The organism is Leuconostoc citreum (assembly GCF_004354555.1).
GTDB lineage: Bacteria > Bacillota > Bacilli > Lactobacillales > Lactobacillaceae > Leuconostoc > Leuconostoc citreum.
Map to the genome: position 1 here is coordinate 362658 of NZ_PUFH01000004.1, position 15510 is coordinate 378167.

Consider the following 15510-nt stretch of genomic DNA (forward strand, 5'->3'; position numbering starts at 1 on the left):
GTCGAGAGGTGACAAATGCTGAGAGATTCATTGTGGATAATTGTGATTTTGCTTTTAATCGTCAATACCCTCGGTGCCATCGTGACTGTATTCAGTCAGAAAAGAGATATTGCAACAATTTGGGCTTGGTTATTAGTGTTAATAACGATGCCGGTTGTTGGCTTCTTTATTTTTTTTCTAGTTGGCAGTCGTATTTCCAATAAGAAAATATTTCGTTTGCGAACCCAAGAACAACGTGGGTTAGAACAGATTGCTGACAACCAAAGGCAACAATTACAAAAAATTGAACAATTGCTACCTGTTCCAGATGCTGCGTCAGAGCTAGTCAATTTATTTTTGTCATCCGATGAGGCTGTTTTAACACGTGGAAACGATATTAAAGTTTATAATAATGGCCAAGATAAATTTGCGGCGCTGTTCGAAGATATTAGACAAGCCAAACATCATATTCATCTTGAGTATTTCACAATTTATGATGATCATATAGGCAATCAATTGATTGATTTATTGACTGCTAAAGCACAAGAAGGCGTTGAAGTTCGCGTGATATTTGATCAATTTGGCTCACATGGTCAGCACAGACGGTTATATAAACGCTTAAGGCTAGCCGGTGGTGTCGCTACATCATTTCTTATGAGACCGTTTCAATTGCTAACACTACGTTTTAACTTTCGAAATCATCGTAAGTTAGCCATTATTGATGGTATGATAGGGTATATTGGCGGTTTTAACGTGGGCGATCAATATCTTGGTCAATTCAAAAAATTTGGTCATTGGCGAGACACGCATTTGCGTATTCATGGTGATGCAGTCCTGTCTTTACAAAGTCGTTTTTTAATGGATTGGAATGCCACAGCCGAGACTAATGAGCTGTTAGTTAAAACAACACAGTATTTTCCAGTGATATCAACATTACCTGGCCGTTCAATGGTTCAAATTGTATCGAGTGGGCCAGATAATGACATGAAGCAAATTAAGCAGGGATTTATGCGAATGTTTGCTTCAGCTCGAACAGAAATAACAATTCAAACACCATATTTTATTCCGGATGCGGCTATTTTAGAGACATTAGAGATTGCTGTGATGTCAGGTGTACGTGTACGCCTAATGATTCCCGACCGCCCAGACCATCCTTTTGTGTATCGTGCAACGCAGTATTATGCGAAGGAATTAATTGATTTAGGTGCCGAAGTTTATCGTTATGATGGTGGCTTCTTGCATAGTAAGGTTGTTATCATTGATCATGAAATTGCCACAGTTGGTTCAGCGAATATGGATATTCGATCGTTTGCCTTGAATTTTGAGACCAACGCTTTTATGTATGACCCAGCGTTTGCTGGACAACTTGAAGCGCTTTTTGAACAAGATGTATCACAATCAACACAGTTAACAACTGTCGATTATGAGGAACAGTCTATTTGGATGACTATATTACAAAAATTCAGTCGTTTATTCTCACCAATACTATGAAAAAAATACAACTTAAACCAGGGGTGCACCTTGTTGTGATGCCCACAAAACAATTTAAAACACTAAACATTGCCGTCGATTTTGCAGCACCTTTGTTAGCAAGCACAACTTCGGCTAGGGCACTTTTAACGTACTTAACAGCGGTTAGTGCCCAAAAATATCCCAATCAACAAGCCGTGGCGCAAAAGACCATTGATTTATATGGTGCACAATATCAAACAGATGTCACGCGTTTTGGTCAGACACACCATATTCGCTATCAATTACAAATGCCAGCGCCCATTTATCTCAATTCTGCGGATGCAGGATATCATCTATTAACTGATGCTTTTGATTTTATGCGCGACATGATTTTTGAGCCCCTTGTTACTGACAAAGCTTTTAATCAGTCTGTGTTCCTGCAAGAGCAGCAAAGTTTAATCAACGAAATCGATGGCTTAATTGACGATAAAAAACGTTATGCAGCACTAAAACTCAGAGAATTAACTTATAGTTTACCCGCAATGCAACGGCCCACATTAGGGACGGTTGAAGATGTTAAAGCGTTAACACCGGCTAGTGTGTATAGTGCTTATCAAAGTATGGTGACATCAGACGAAATTAATATTATTGTATTTGGGGATGTGTCTGAAACCGACATTCTACCTCTCTTAGATAAATGGCCACTTCATTCTCGTACACAGCAACCGCTTCAACCATTTTATAGGCAGGGTCTGCGCCCAGCTACGGTTGAAATTACTGAAACGCAAGCTAACTTAACACAGGCTGTCTTGATGTTAGCTTACCAGTTGAGTTTAGCGCCAGACGATCCTCAAAGATTTACAGCAGTTATTTTGAATGCGTTATTTGGTGGATCACCTTTGTCCAAATTATTTGCAAATGTACGTGAAAAATCGTCGTTAGCCTACACTATTTATTCACGATGGCAGCATGATACAGGCTTTTTAACAGTAGCCGCCGGACTGGCCTCTGATAAAGTTGAGTTAGCTGATCACATGATACAGGCAGAACTTCAGGCCATTAAGCAAGGAAATATCAAACGAGAAATTCTCGAAGCCATTAAAACGAGTGTTGTCAATGATTATTTAAGTCAACAAGATTCACCTAATAGTGAAATGACCTTGGCTTTCTCAAGATTATTAACACGACGTGAAACGCCAACAAATGAATGGGTTAACGCCATTATGGCAGTTTCTGTGGAAGATGTCGCACAGCTAGCGCAAGCAGTTGTTTTACAAACGCGATTTACATTATTGCCTGAGGCAGTCGAATGAAAGAACAACACTATCAACAATTACAAGAACATGTATTAACTGAAACGCTAGATAATGGCTTAAAAGTGGTCATGATACCAAAAGAGAATTACCACAAGACTTTCGCCGTATTGACAACGCCATTTGGTTCATTAGATCGTCATTTTAAAATCAATAATTCAGAAGTGATTGATATTCCTTCTGGTACGGCTCATTTTTTGGAACACAAGCTTTTTGAAAAAGAAAGCGAGGATGCTTTTAAACGTTTCGGAGAATTAGGTGCTGATGCCAATGCTTTCACAACAGCTTATCAAACGAGTTATCTTTTTTCCACGACTGATAATTTTGAATTATCTTTGGTCCATTTACTAGATTTTGTTCAAACACCATATTTTAGTCTGCAAACGATTGCCAAGGAACAAGGCATTATTGGACAAGAGATACAAATGTATGAAGACGACCCCAACTGGATTGTATACATGGGATTATTGCAAATACTGTATCCTAAGTCGCCATTGGCTGATGACATTGCGGGAACACAAAAGACGATTTCAAAAATCACACCGCAATTGTTATATAATATTCACAAAGCTTTTTACCAACCAAAGCAGTTAACATTACAAATTGTTGGTCATTTTGAGCCAAAAACGGTGCTGGCTTTAATTCGTGACAATCAAGCGCAAAAAAGTATTGAAGATATTCAAGTCGATAGTCTAGCTGATCAACTTGAAATACCAACTAAAGTCACAGAAATCAAACATTTCAATGTGGTGAGACCTAAGATTGCTTTGGGTATTCGTCTAGAAAATACTAATTTGAAGTCTATGGATGGTACCAAAGCAGGGTTAATAGCTGATATTTTAGCCGATATGATGTTTGGAGAGCAGACAGATTGGTATCAAAACCTGTATAATAAAGGTATTATCGATACTGAATTTGAGACATCATTTGATATAATCCGTGATTATCAATTTGTTAGTTTTTTTTCAGAAACGACGGAATATGAAGCTTTAACAGCAGCTATTCAAAATCAGATTGAAAATTATAAAGCGATATTGTCAGGACAAGAGTCAATGTTTGAATCCTTAAAGCGGGCAACGCTGGGTGAGGGTATTCAGCGTCTCAATAGTTTGGAAAGTATAGCGTTACGAGGGGATGACGTCTTATTCAATCACAACTTGTTTGATAAAATTATGTTACTTCAAGCACTAACATATACCGACATATTAGACTTTGCTAACAAAATCTATCAAAATGTTACACTACAGCGCTTTATCTTGAAGAAATAATAACTGGGAAAATTATGAGTGAAACTTTAACGAATCAAATAGGGGAACAACTTAAAGCTGCTCGTCTAGCTAAAAATATGTCTTTGGATGATGTCCAACAGATTACAAAAATTCAAGTACGTTACCTTGAAGCCATTGAAAGTAATAATCTCAGTGTCTTACCAGGGGACTTTTATGTGCGCGCCTTTATTAGGCAATACGCGTTAGCCATGGGTTTGAATCCTGAAGATTTATTGGGAGAAACACGCCCAGCTTCAATTTCACGAACAAATGATTTGAGTCGTGCGCACCGAGATAATGACGGTATTGTGCGTGCAGGAAATGATACACAATTATCCACAAAATCTCGTTTATCAAACTTGTTACCAACGATTTGGGTCATTTTATTAGTGGTCATTGGGTTAATTGTGGTATGGTTTGCTTTGACACACTTAACACAAGGCAAGCAGCAGTCAAATGACAGTGGCAATGTCTCAGTGTCAAGATCAACGGTGCCAGCATCACAATCATCAAGCACAGCTGCTTCATCGTCAAGTCAAAAAGAAAAAAAGCCGGCTAAGCCAGCCTTGAATTTAGGAACGCCAGAGCAGAATACGGCGTTACAAACAACAATTTATAATATTTCTGGACAAAATAATACGGCGCATACTATCAAAATTAACGGTCAAGGCACAGGAACGAATGTTAAGGTGACAGTGGGACAAAATATTTTGTTTAATGAGATGGTTACCACAAATAAGTCAATTACTGTGCCTAGTGGAACGAATGCTGTCAATGTTCAATTTACAAATGTTGGCAACGCAGTAATGACGCTTGACGATCAAAAAATATCAGTAATTAATACTGCGACACCGTTTTGGAATGTGTTAATTAACTTAAATAAGTAAAGAGGCAATGATGAATCTCCCTAATAAATTAACAGTTTTTCGGATTGTTTTAATCCCAGTTTTCATTCTTATTCTATCCGTACCCTATCAATGGTCGGTCATTAATATGGGATCTGTACATTTACCAGTTAATTGGCTAATTGCGGCAATTGTTTTTGCAGTGGCAGCGTTTACTGACTTTTTGGATGGCCAAATTGCGCGACGTCAACACCTTGTTACTAATTTTGGTAAATTTGCTGATCCTTTAGCAGATAAGTTACTGGTAATGACAGCGTTGATATTTTTAACGGGTTTCCATGTTGTACCAGCATGGATGACGGCAGTTATTATAATTCGTGAGTTAGCGATAACTGGTTTACGGACATTGATTGTTGAAAATAATGGGCAAGTGTTGGCAGCGCAGATGCCTGGAAAAATTAAGACATTTTCTCAAATGTTTGCCATTTTATTTTTGTATCTCAAAGACATGCCATTCACTTTTGTACATGTGCCTGTTGGTGGCATATTATTGTGGATTGCCGTTGTTTTCACCATCTACTCAGGTGTAGATTATTTTTGGCAAAATAGAGCAGTTTTTTCTGATGGTATGTAAAGCGCTAATAGCGCTTTTTTCGTCTAATAAAATAAAGGGGAACATAAACGAACAATTGTTCGTTTATTTGCTTGCTTTTACTGTCATAAACAGGTAAACTAATGAAGTAAGATAAAAGGAGTAGCCACACATGGTCACAAAAAAGACGACTAAAAAAGATGATAAAGATAGCCAAGCTAAAGGCCGAAAAGCCGCTTTAGATGAAGCCTTAAAAAAAATTGAGAAAAATTTTGGTAAGGGTTCAGTCATGGTTTTAGGTGACAATGCTTTGACGCAAATTGAGACTTATCCTTCTGGGTCAGTTAAGCTAGATGTTGCGTTAGGTGTTGGTGGTTATCCCAAAGGCCGAATTATTGAAATATATGGACCAGAATCCTCTGGAAAAACAACTTTAGCTTTACATGCGGTGGCTGAAGTGCAAAAGGCTGGTGGTACAGCAGCTTATATCGATGCGGAAAACGCTTTAGATGTAAAGTACGCTGAGGCATTGGGCGTACAAAAAGATGAATTACTGCTATCACAACCAGATACTGGCGAACAAGGCTTAGAAATTGCTGATGCGCTAGTACAATCAGGTGCGGTCGATATTATTGTTGTTGATTCAGTCGCAGCCCTTGTACCTCGAGCTGAAATTGAAGGTGAAATGGGTGATTCGCATGTTGGTTTGCAAGCACGATTAATGAGTCAAGCGCTTCGTAAATTAGCTGGGACTTTAAATCGCACAGGAACCATTGCTATTTTTATTAACCAAATTCGTGAAAAAATTGGTGTGATGTTTGGTAATCCTGAGACAACACCTGGTGGACGCGCGCTGAAGTTCTATTCAACCATTAGACTTGAAGTTCGTCGTTCAACTCAAATTAAAGATGGTACGGATGTTACAGGTAACCTCACTAAGGTGAAGGTTGTAAAGAATAAAGTTGCGCCACCATTTAAAGTGGCAGAAATTGACATCATGTATGGCAAAGGTGTTTCTCAAACTGGTGAAATTTTAGATTTAGGTGCAGAACAAGAAATTATTCGCAAAGCTGGCGCTTTTTACTACTATGACGATGTGAAAATTGGTCAAGGCCGTGAAAAGGCAAAAGAATTTTTGGATGATCCAGAAAATGCCGATATGCGACAAACAATCTATGAAAAAGTTCGCAATGCTTTTGGTATAGGTGATGGTGAAACAGCCGAATCCGATGAGACGACTGCAGACAAGCAAAAAGGCTCTGAAACGATAGAACTTGTTAGTGATACAGATGACTTGACAGATGAGCCAATTGTATAATTCCTGTAAAGAATAAAAGGAAACGCTAGGGCGTTTCCTTTTTTTTTGTTACAATGCAATTAAGTAAAGAATTGGAAGGACTGCGCGCCATAAAAGGTGTGTCTGGAAATCATGGCAAAAATTTTAGTAGTGGATGATGAAATCGCAATCTCAACGTTGTTAAAGTATAATTTGGAAGAAAATGGTTATGAGGTCACGGTAGCTTCTGATGGCCAAACAGCTTATGATTTAGCCAAACAAGAAAGTTTTGACGCTATATTGTTGGATTTGATGTTACCGGTCATTGATGGTATGACGTTATTAAAAAATTTACGTCAAGATAAAGTGAGTACGCCAGTTATTTTGGTTACTGCAAAGGGCGACGAATTTGATCGCGTTTTCGGATTAGAATTGGGCGCAGACGATTATATTACTAAGCCTTTCAGTCCACGTGAAGTGGTGGCACGTGTCAAAGCTGTTCTTCGTCGTTCACAGGTAGATCATCAAGTTTTGGCTGAATCAGATGTCATTAAGGTTCAAAATGTCGTCATTGACGATAACAAAAAAGTTGTGACTAGGGACAATCAGATTTTAACTTTAACCCCCCGCGAGTATGAGTTATTACTTTATTTTGCTCACAGAATTGGACGGGTAATCGACAGAGAAACAATTTTGACAGCTGTTTGGGGTTATGAATTCACTGGTGAAAGTCGAATGGTTGACATGCATATCAGTAATTTAAGAGAAAAAATCGAAACCAATCCTAAATCGCCACAATTATTAAAAACGGTTCGTGGGTTTGGCTATACATTAGTTGTGTAAGTCGTTATGTAAAGACGTTTTTACAAACATTTACATAACGACAACACTTTTGATGGGGATTCTTTGACATAAGGTATGTAGTATATAACTTGTAAGCAAGGACAGGCACCCAAGAGCCTCTACTACAACCCCTGTTTACACTACATACGCTTCTTTGAAGCCTAGTCAAAGGGAGAATCACTCATGAACAAAACAGTTGTCGGAATCGTAGGCGGTGTCGTTGTAATCGCAGCGGGTTTCGCGTTGTATAGTAGTGCCAATCATTCAGGTAATAGTGGTGCTAAAACATCATCAAGTGCAACAACTAAAGTTAGTGGTAAAGTGCTTGCTTTAGGTTCAACAGCTTTGCAGCCATTAGCTGAACAAGTTGCAACGTCTTTCCAAGAAAAAAATCCTGGTGCTACAATTACGGTTCAGGGTGGCGGTTCAGGCGCTGGTTTGAGTCAAGTTTCAAGTGGGTCAGCCCAAATCGGTAACTCAGATGTCTTTGCTGAAGAAAAGTCTGGTGTTGACGCATCAAAACTACAAGATCATAAGGTAGCAGTGGTGGGTATTGCTCCAGTTGTTAACTCTGAAGTACAAGTATCTAGCTTGTCAAAAGATCAGTTACGCGATATCTTCACAGGGAAAGTCACTAACTGGAAAGAAGTTGGTGGTAAAGATGAAAAAATTGTTGTGATTAACCGTGCAACTGGTTCAGGCACACGTGCGGTCTTTGAAAAGAATGTCTTAAACGGGCAAGCAGCCATTAAGACAACAGAACAAGATTCAAACGGTACGGTGCAAAAGATTGTTTCAACAACACCTGGTGCTATCTCATACCTAGCATTTGCTTACCTAGATGCTTCAGGTATCAAGGCACTGAATATTGATAAAGTAACTCCTGATAAGAAAAATGTCGAAGATAATTCATGGCCAATTTGGGCTTATGAACATATGTACACTAAGGGTTCTGCAACAGGAACAACTAAAGCATTCTTAGACTATTTCTTGACAAAAGATGTTCAAAAGACGTTAGTTCCTAAGTTGGGTTATATCGGCTTAACTGATATGAAGGTAACTCGTGACGCTGCTGGTAAGGTTACAAATAATTAAAAGATTCAAATTAACAAAGCTCGCGATAGCGAGCTTTTTTGTTATGATATAAATGAGGTAAAGACTAGATGAAAAAAAATAGCCTAAAATTTTTGAGTTTTTTATGTGTGAATATGAGCGTCATTTTATTGTTTAGCGTGTTGTTATTTCATCTCAGTGTTAAACAATGGCTTCTTTTATTATTGGCGATTTTTTTAGCAACTATTGGCGAATATGCTGTCTCACTTTTTTGGAATGGGCGAAGACAACGTGAAATAGATGTTATGACAAACCGCATGTTAGCGACTCAAAATAATGAAGAGCCACGTGGTGTATTAGCTGAACCACAATCACCCTACTATGATTTAATCAATGCCTTTAACCAGTTGCAAAGTTATGTTAAACATATGCAATCGACGATGCAACGTGATCTAGCAAATTATCAATCTTTATTAACTAGTTTACCGGTTGGCGTTATTCATGTTAACCGGCGGCATATTATCGATGTTTTTAATCAAACAGCAGCGGATTTATTAGCTGTAGATCGTCCTGAAACACCTATTGCTGAGAGCTTAGTAATTCGCCAATTTGCCTTATCAGAGCTAATTACTCAAACTTTTAATACCCAGCAAAACCAGCAAGCGATCTTAAATTTGGCAGTTGACAACGGTATGAAACAGTATGAAGTGAGCACATTTTATCAAAAAGGCGATGTTCAGCACGCTGAAGTCATGATTATTTTATATGATTTAACAACTGTTCTTCAAATTGAGCGTATGCAGTCTGACTTTCTAGCGAATGCGTCACACGAATTAAAAACACCTTTAACAGCTATTACAGGATTTATAGAGACACTTCAAGGTCCTGCTGGTGAAGATGCAACCACACGGCAACAATTCTTGCAAATTGTCTCTGACGAAGCACAACGACTATCCTTGTTAGTGAATGATATTTTGTCTTTATCACGTGCACAGCAACGTGATGATACACTACAAAAAGAATTAACAATTAGTGACATGATTGATAAACAATGGGAACAAATTGGAACACTCTACACAGATAAGGCCATTACTCTAAGAAACGATGTACCACGGGATTTTGTTGTCCATAGCATTTACGCAGATGTTAATACAATTTTGCAGAATTTATTAGTTAATGCTGTGAAATATAATGTTCAGGGTGGTAGCATTCAAGTGACAGCATTTAAGGACCATCAACATTGGCAATTGAATATTAAAGATACTGGCATTGGTATCCCAACGAGTCAGCAATCACGCATATTTGAACGCTTTTATCGTGGGGATGAATCACGACAACGTAAAATCGCAAATGGAACGGGTCTTGGCCTGGCAATTGTTAATGAAATCGTCAGTAAGCATAACGGGACGATTAAGGTTCAGTCGCAAGTCGGTGTTGGGACAGTTATGAGTATGACGATGCCATTGTAAACGTTTCCTTTACGATTTCTTTACATAAGGCCGTAGTGACATTTACATTGTTTTAAGATAATAGAGGAGTAGTAGTTAAATCTTGGGAGGCATGAACATGTCGAAATCGCATCGCGGAACAATTGTGTCTGCAATTGTAGCCGTGGGTATTGTTGCGGCTATTGGAACAGCTTATGCAACACGTGACAAAGGAAATTCTGGCACATCTATCACAGCAGTTGGTTCAACGGCGTTGCAGCCATTTGTTGAATCAGCAGGCGAAGAGTATGCAAAGGAGAACCTAGGCACATTCATTAACGTACAAGGTGGTGGTACTGGTACGGGCTTAAGTCAAGTTGCACAAGGTGCAGTTGATTTAGGTAATTCTGATGTGTTTGCAGAAGAAAAAGCTGGTATTGACGCTAAAAAATTAGTTGATCATCAAGTAGCTGTTGTCGGTATTGCGCCATTGCTAAATAAAGACAATGGTGTTAGTAATTTAACCACAAATCAGTTACGTGACATTTTCACAGGTAAAGTAACCAATTGGCAGCAGGTAGGTGGCAAAAATATAAACATCGTCATTATTAACCGTGCAGCTGGTTCGGGGACACGTGCCACTTTTGAAAAGTGGGGACTAGGTGGCGCGCAAAGCCTTTCCGCGCAAGAACAAGATTCTTCTGGTATGGTGCGTTCCATTGTTGCAACAACACCAGGAGCCGTTTCATATGCTTCGTTTGGTTATATTGATCGTTCAGTCACTGCACCTTCAGTAGATAACATTGCCCCTACTAATGCAAATGTTATTGACGGTAGGTACCCAATTTGGTCTTATGAGCATGTTTATACGAAGGGTCGACCTAATAAAGAAGTCGCGCGCTTTTTAGATTACTTAATGTCAAAGAAAGTACAAAAGACACTAGTGCCAGAGCTGGGCTATATTTCAATTCACGATATGCATGTAACGCGACAATTAGATGGCCAATTAGTTAAAAAATAAAGTTTAAGATTCAATTAGAAGAGAACATGAGATATGATACCTGTGTTCACAAGTCCTGAATATAGGCTAAGTCATACTTTGGAGAAAAAATGGATAACATTACACAGAAGTTGATGCAAAAATCTGAATCAACGAAAAAAGATTCAATGGGCCGAGCAGTTAGTTTGGCAGCCTTAGCCCTTATTGTAATAGTCGTTGTATCGATTTTTGCTTTCGTTATGAGCCGCGGATTGTCAACATTTTTACATGATGGCGTTAGCGTGAAAGATTTCCTATTTGGCACCAATTGGAATCCATCCGTTATAGATCCACACACTAAGCAACCCTATATTGGGGCGTTGCCAATGATCTTGGGATCGTTTTTGGTTACCTTATTAGCAGCTATTGTAGCTACACCATTTGCAATTGGGACATCACTGTTTATGACAGAAATTGCCCAAAAACGTGGTGCTAAAATTATGCAACCAATTATAGAGTTGTTGGTAGGTATCCCATCGGTTGTTTATGGTTTTATTGGTTTGACAGTAGTTGTACCCTTTATTCGAGCAACTTTTGGTGGCTCAGGATTTGGTATTTTGTCTGGTACGATTGTCTTGTTTGTTATGATTTTACCAACAATTACTTCTATGACAGTCGACACATTGAAGTCGGTGCCACGTCATTATCGTGAATCAGCATTGGCAATTGGGGCAACGCGTTGGCAAATGATTTACAAAGTCGTTTTACGCGCGGCAACACCTGGTATTCTAACAGCAATTGTCTTTGGTATGGCACGTGCTTTTGGAGAGGCTTTGGCTGTTCAAATGGTCATTGGAAATGCGGCATTGATGCCTCATAATCTGATTTCTCCAGCTTCAACGTTAACATCTGTTTTGACAATGGGTATTGGTAACACAGTGATGGGATCGTTACAAAACAATGTTTTGTGGACGTTGGCTATGATTTTATTGCTGATGTCACTGGTCTTTAATTTGATTGTTCGCGCTATTGGTCGCAGAGGAGAAATGAAATAATGAACGCAAAAACTGCTGATAAAATAGCCACCGGCGTTATTTATGCCATTTCCGGCATTGTTGCTTTAATTCTTATTGCAATGCTTGCCTTTATTTTAGTCCGTGGCGTGCCACATTTGTCATGGCACTTCTTAACATCACCAGCAAAGGCCTTTGAAGCCGGCGGTGGTATTGGCATACAATTATTTAATTCATTTTACTTATTAATTTTGGCAATGATTATTAGTTTTCCTATTGCGTTGGGCGCTGCCATTTATTTGAATGAATACGCACGTAAGGGTAAATTCACCACGATTGTTCGTACAGCAATTGAAATTCTAAGTTCTTTGCCTTCTGTTGTTGTGGGACTGTTTGGCTTCTTGTTGTTCGTTGTTAAATTTCATTTTGGTTTTTCAATTCTATCTGGTGCTGTAGCGTTAACATTGTTTAACTTACCATTGCTAACGCGTTCAATTGAAACCAGCTTGGCGCAAATCCCTAATTTGCAACGCGAAGCAGGTTCAGCGCTTGGCTTGTCTCGATGGGAAACCGTCATCCATGTTATTTTACCAGCGGCTGTCCCATCAATTGTGACCGGTGTTGTGCTATCTGCAGGTCGTGTTTTTGGTGAAGCTGCCGCGCTAATTTATACTGCTGGTCAATCTGCACCAGCTTTGAATTTTGCTGACTGGAATCCATTTAATATTTCTAGCCCACTAAATCCAATGCGACCAGCAGAAACATTAGCGGTTCACATTTGGAAAATCAACTCTGAAGGTATTATGCCAGATGTCAGTGCAGTCTCAGCGGGGGCTTCAGCTGTTTTGATTATTGTTGTCTTACTATTCAACTTTAGTGCGCGCAAGATTGGTGCTAGGTTACATCAGAAACTGACAAGTGCCTAAATAGTGCTGGGTTAGTAAGGATACTAATAATGAAGTGGCTATGAACAATTATTTGATGTGAATAGCATGATGGAGAAAATATGGCTAACAATATTGACTTGAAACCAGTCAGTGAATTTATTTCAGAAAATGCACCAGAACGTTTTATTTATGATATGCCAGCGGAAAAACACGAAGTGGCTATCTCAACAAAAAATTTACAAGTATTTTATGGTGATAACCTTGCCTTGAGTGAAGGTGACTTGTCATTTGAACGCTATAAGATTACGAGTTTAATTGGCGCATCAGGATCCGGTAAATCAACATTTTTACGTTCATTAAATCGTATGAATGATGGTGTAGCGACCGTTAAAGGAAATATCATGTATCGTGGCGTTGACATCAATACTAAGGCAATTGATGTTTATGAAATGCGTCGTCATATTGGCATGGTATTTCAACGACCAAATCCCTTTGCCAAGTCAATCTATAATAATATTACTTTTGCATTGACACAACGTGGGGTGACCAAGAAGCAAGAGCTAGACGAAATTGTTGAAACAAGTTTGCGGCAAGCAGCGCTATGGGATGAAGTTAAGGACGAATTGAACAAGTCGGCATTAGCATTATCTGGTGGGCAGGCACAGCGGTTAGTTATCGCTCGTGCATTGGCATTAAAGCCAGATATTCTATTGCTGGATGAACCCTCTAGTGCACTAGACCCAATTTCATCGGCACAAGTGGAAGATACATTATTGGAGCTCAAAAATAAGTATACAATTATTATTGTGACTCATAATATGCAACAAGCAGCACGAATTAGTGATTATACAGCTTTCTTCCATATGGGAAAAGTAATTGAATATGATTTAACACGTAAAATATTCACGCGACCAAAAGTTGCGTTAACAAATGATTATATATCGGGGAACTTCGGATGACAGAGACAAAACAAAACAACATTCTGGAAACACGTGATGTTAAGTTGTGGTATGGTCAAAAAGAAGCATTGCATGGTATTAATTTAAGTTTTCCTGAAAAGGGTATTACTGCATTAATTGGGCCATCTGGATCAGGTAAATCAACTTATTTACGGGCATTGAATCGGATGCATGATCTGGAAGACAATATTACGGTTACGGGGACGTTTGATTTTAAGGGCACCGACATTTACGCACCAACAACAGATACGGTTGAACTTCGTAAACGTATAGGAATGGTATTCCAACAACCCAACCCATTTCCATTTTCAATCTATGAAAACGTTATTTTCGGCCTGCGTCTGGCTGGTGTTAAAGATAAAGCTGTGTTAGATGAAGCAGTTGAAAAAGCATTAAGGCAAGCCTCTGTCTGGGACGAAGTCAAAGATGATTTGCATAAATCGGCATTGGGCCTTTCAGGAGGTCAGCAACAACGTGTTTCAATTGCACGTGTCTTAGCAACTTCACCTGATTTGTTATTGTTAGATGAGCCAACATCAGCCTTAGATCCAGTATCAAGTCACAATATTGAAGAAACACTATTGAATTTGAGAAACGATTATGCGATGATTATTGTTACACACTCAATGTCACAGGCATCTCGTTTATCAGATCGTACTGCTTTTTTCTTAAGTGGTGATTTGATTGAAGTAGATGCGACAAAGCATATTTTCCTAAATCCCCAGAGACAAGAAACACAAGATTATGTGAGTGGCCGATTTGGTTAATAACTAAAAGTTTAACAATAAGGAGAAGTATGATGCGTCGATTATTTGATGAAGAATTAGCTGATTTGGATAACTCATTTACTGAAATGGGTATGCTTGTTGCACAAACGATACAAAAGTCCGTGCAATCATTTGTCGATCATGATCGTGAAGGGGCAAGAGCCATTCTTGATAATGATCACCAGATTAACGAACGAGAAGCAGCAATTGAAAAGAAAACCTTTGAGATGATTGCTTTGTATCAACCAGTGACAACTGATTTGCGTGAAATTGTGACTATCTTAAAAGCAGTCTCTGTTCTTGAAAGAATGGGTGATCAGGCCAGAAATATTGCCAATTCAACGATTCGTGTGAAGGGGACAAAACATATTGCCAACGTTGAAGAAAAACTTGGTGAAATGGGAACACAAGTAGCTAAGATGGTTTCTGCAGTCATGGATTACTATGTTAAAAATGATGCACTTGGTGCTGAATCAATTGCTGAAGAAAATCAATCATTATCAAAGCGGGCAGCACAAGTGCGTTCAGATTCAGTTGAAGGCATGAAAGAAGATGCTGAATTAGTTGATTCGGCAGCTGATTATCTGGTTATTGCTGGTTATCTCAAGCGTATAGGTGACTATACTACTGATATCGCTGAGTGGATTGTTTATAAGCGCACAGGTAAAATCATTGAGTTAAACCCAGGTTATAATTACTTTATTTAATATTATTTTACGAGATGAATGACTGAACGCTAAGTTTAGTCATTTTTTGTTTATCAGACGTCTTTTTGGTATAATGAAACTACTGGCACGAGTGAATAAGTGCATTGCAACAATGCGTTAAGCGCTTACACTAGTCAATGAAGGGAGGCT

The 15510-nt window shown here is 38.8% G+C and carries 15 protein-coding genes; all 15 read left to right on the forward strand.

Translation table 11 applies throughout. The annotated features are described in order from the left end of the window. The first annotated feature begins 15 nt into the window (after nucleotides 1–15). Nucleotides 16–1470 carry a cardiolipin synthase gene (gene cls / locus C5L21_RS03580; protein WP_133286038.1) on the forward strand — a complete coding sequence of 485 codons (1455 nt, stop codon included), beginning with the start codon at nucleotides 16–18 and terminating at the stop codon, nucleotides 1468–1470. After that, a complete protein-coding gene (yfmF, locus tag C5L21_RS03585; RefSeq protein ID WP_133286039.1) occupies nucleotides 1467–2744 on the forward strand; it encodes an EF-P 5-aminopentanol modification-associated protein YfmF in 1278 nt (425 codons plus the stop codon). The genes cls and yfmF overlap by 4 nt, the downstream gene beginning before the upstream one ends. Further along, on the forward strand, nucleotides 2741–4012 hold the full coding sequence (gene yfmH, locus C5L21_RS03590; protein ID WP_012305369.1) for an EF-P 5-aminopentanol modification-associated protein YfmH: 1272 nt from the start codon (nucleotides 2741–2743) through the stop codon (nucleotides 4010–4012). Before yfmF ends, yfmH begins: the two co-directional genes overlap by 4 nt. 14 nt (nucleotides 4013–4026) lie before the next feature. Continuing rightward, the gene (locus C5L21_RS03595) at nucleotides 4027–4899 is read left to right on the forward strand and encodes a helix-turn-helix domain-containing protein (RefSeq protein ID WP_133286040.1); all 873 of its coding nucleotides are present in this window, start codon (nucleotides 4027–4029) and stop codon (nucleotides 4897–4899) included. A gap of 10 nt (nucleotides 4900–4909) precedes the next feature. Then, the gene (pgsA, locus tag C5L21_RS03600) at nucleotides 4910–5491 is read left to right on the forward strand and encodes a CDP-diacylglycerol--glycerol-3-phosphate 3-phosphatidyltransferase (RefSeq protein WP_012305368.1); all 582 of its coding nucleotides are present in this window, start codon (nucleotides 4910–4912) and stop codon (nucleotides 5489–5491) included. 130 nt (nucleotides 5492–5621) lie between these two features. After that, on the forward strand, nucleotides 5622–6767 hold the full coding sequence (recA, locus tag C5L21_RS03605; protein ID WP_004901965.1) for a recombinase RecA: 1146 nt from the start codon (nucleotides 5622–5624) through the stop codon (nucleotides 6765–6767). A gap of 111 nt (nucleotides 6768–6878) precedes the next feature. Next, nucleotides 6879–7568, forward strand: coding sequence for a response regulator transcription factor (locus tag C5L21_RS03610; RefSeq protein ID WP_100666120.1), 690 nt, complete (start codon nucleotides 6879–6881; stop codon nucleotides 7566–7568). A gap of 183 nt (nucleotides 7569–7751) precedes the next feature. Next, a complete protein-coding gene (locus C5L21_RS03615) occupies nucleotides 7752–8663 on the forward strand; it encodes a phosphate ABC transporter substrate-binding protein (protein ID WP_004901961.1) in 912 nt (303 codons plus the stop codon). Nucleotides 8664–8776: 113 nt separating this feature from the next. Next, complete coding sequence (locus tag C5L21_RS03620; RefSeq protein WP_099045062.1) at nucleotides 8777–10090, forward strand: sensor histidine kinase; 1314 nt, start codon at nucleotides 8777–8779, stop codon at nucleotides 10088–10090. A gap of 97 nt (nucleotides 10091–10187) precedes the next feature. Beyond that, nucleotides 10188–11069, forward strand: a complete 882-nt coding sequence (locus C5L21_RS03625) for a phosphate ABC transporter substrate-binding protein PstS family protein (RefSeq protein ID WP_133286041.1) — start codon at nucleotides 10188–10190, stop codon at nucleotides 11067–11069. An 89-nt stretch (nucleotides 11070–11158) separates the two neighbouring features. Then, the gene (gene pstC, locus C5L21_RS03630; RefSeq protein WP_004901956.1) at nucleotides 11159–12082 is read left to right on the forward strand and encodes a phosphate ABC transporter permease subunit PstC; all 924 of its coding nucleotides are present in this window, start codon (nucleotides 11159–11161) and stop codon (nucleotides 12080–12082) included. After that, complete coding sequence (pstA, locus tag C5L21_RS03635) at nucleotides 12082–12966, forward strand: phosphate ABC transporter permease PstA (protein WP_133286042.1); 885 nt, start codon at nucleotides 12082–12084, stop codon at nucleotides 12964–12966. Before pstC ends, pstA begins: the two co-directional genes overlap by 1 nt. 80 nt (nucleotides 12967–13046) lie before the next feature. After that, complete coding sequence (gene pstB, locus C5L21_RS03640) at nucleotides 13047–13886, forward strand: phosphate ABC transporter ATP-binding protein PstB (protein WP_004901951.1); 840 nt, start codon at nucleotides 13047–13049, stop codon at nucleotides 13884–13886. Further along, the gene (pstB, locus tag C5L21_RS03645) at nucleotides 13883–14653 is read left to right on the forward strand and encodes a phosphate ABC transporter ATP-binding protein PstB (RefSeq protein WP_004901948.1); all 771 of its coding nucleotides are present in this window, start codon (nucleotides 13883–13885) and stop codon (nucleotides 14651–14653) included. Before pstB (C5L21_RS03640) ends, pstB (C5L21_RS03645) begins: the two co-directional genes overlap by 4 nt. A 32-nt stretch (nucleotides 14654–14685) precedes the next feature. Continuing rightward, a complete protein-coding gene (gene phoU, locus C5L21_RS03650; RefSeq protein WP_004901946.1) occupies nucleotides 14686–15360 on the forward strand; it encodes a phosphate signaling complex protein PhoU in 675 nt (224 codons plus the stop codon). Nucleotides 15361–15510: the final 150 nt, after the last annotated feature.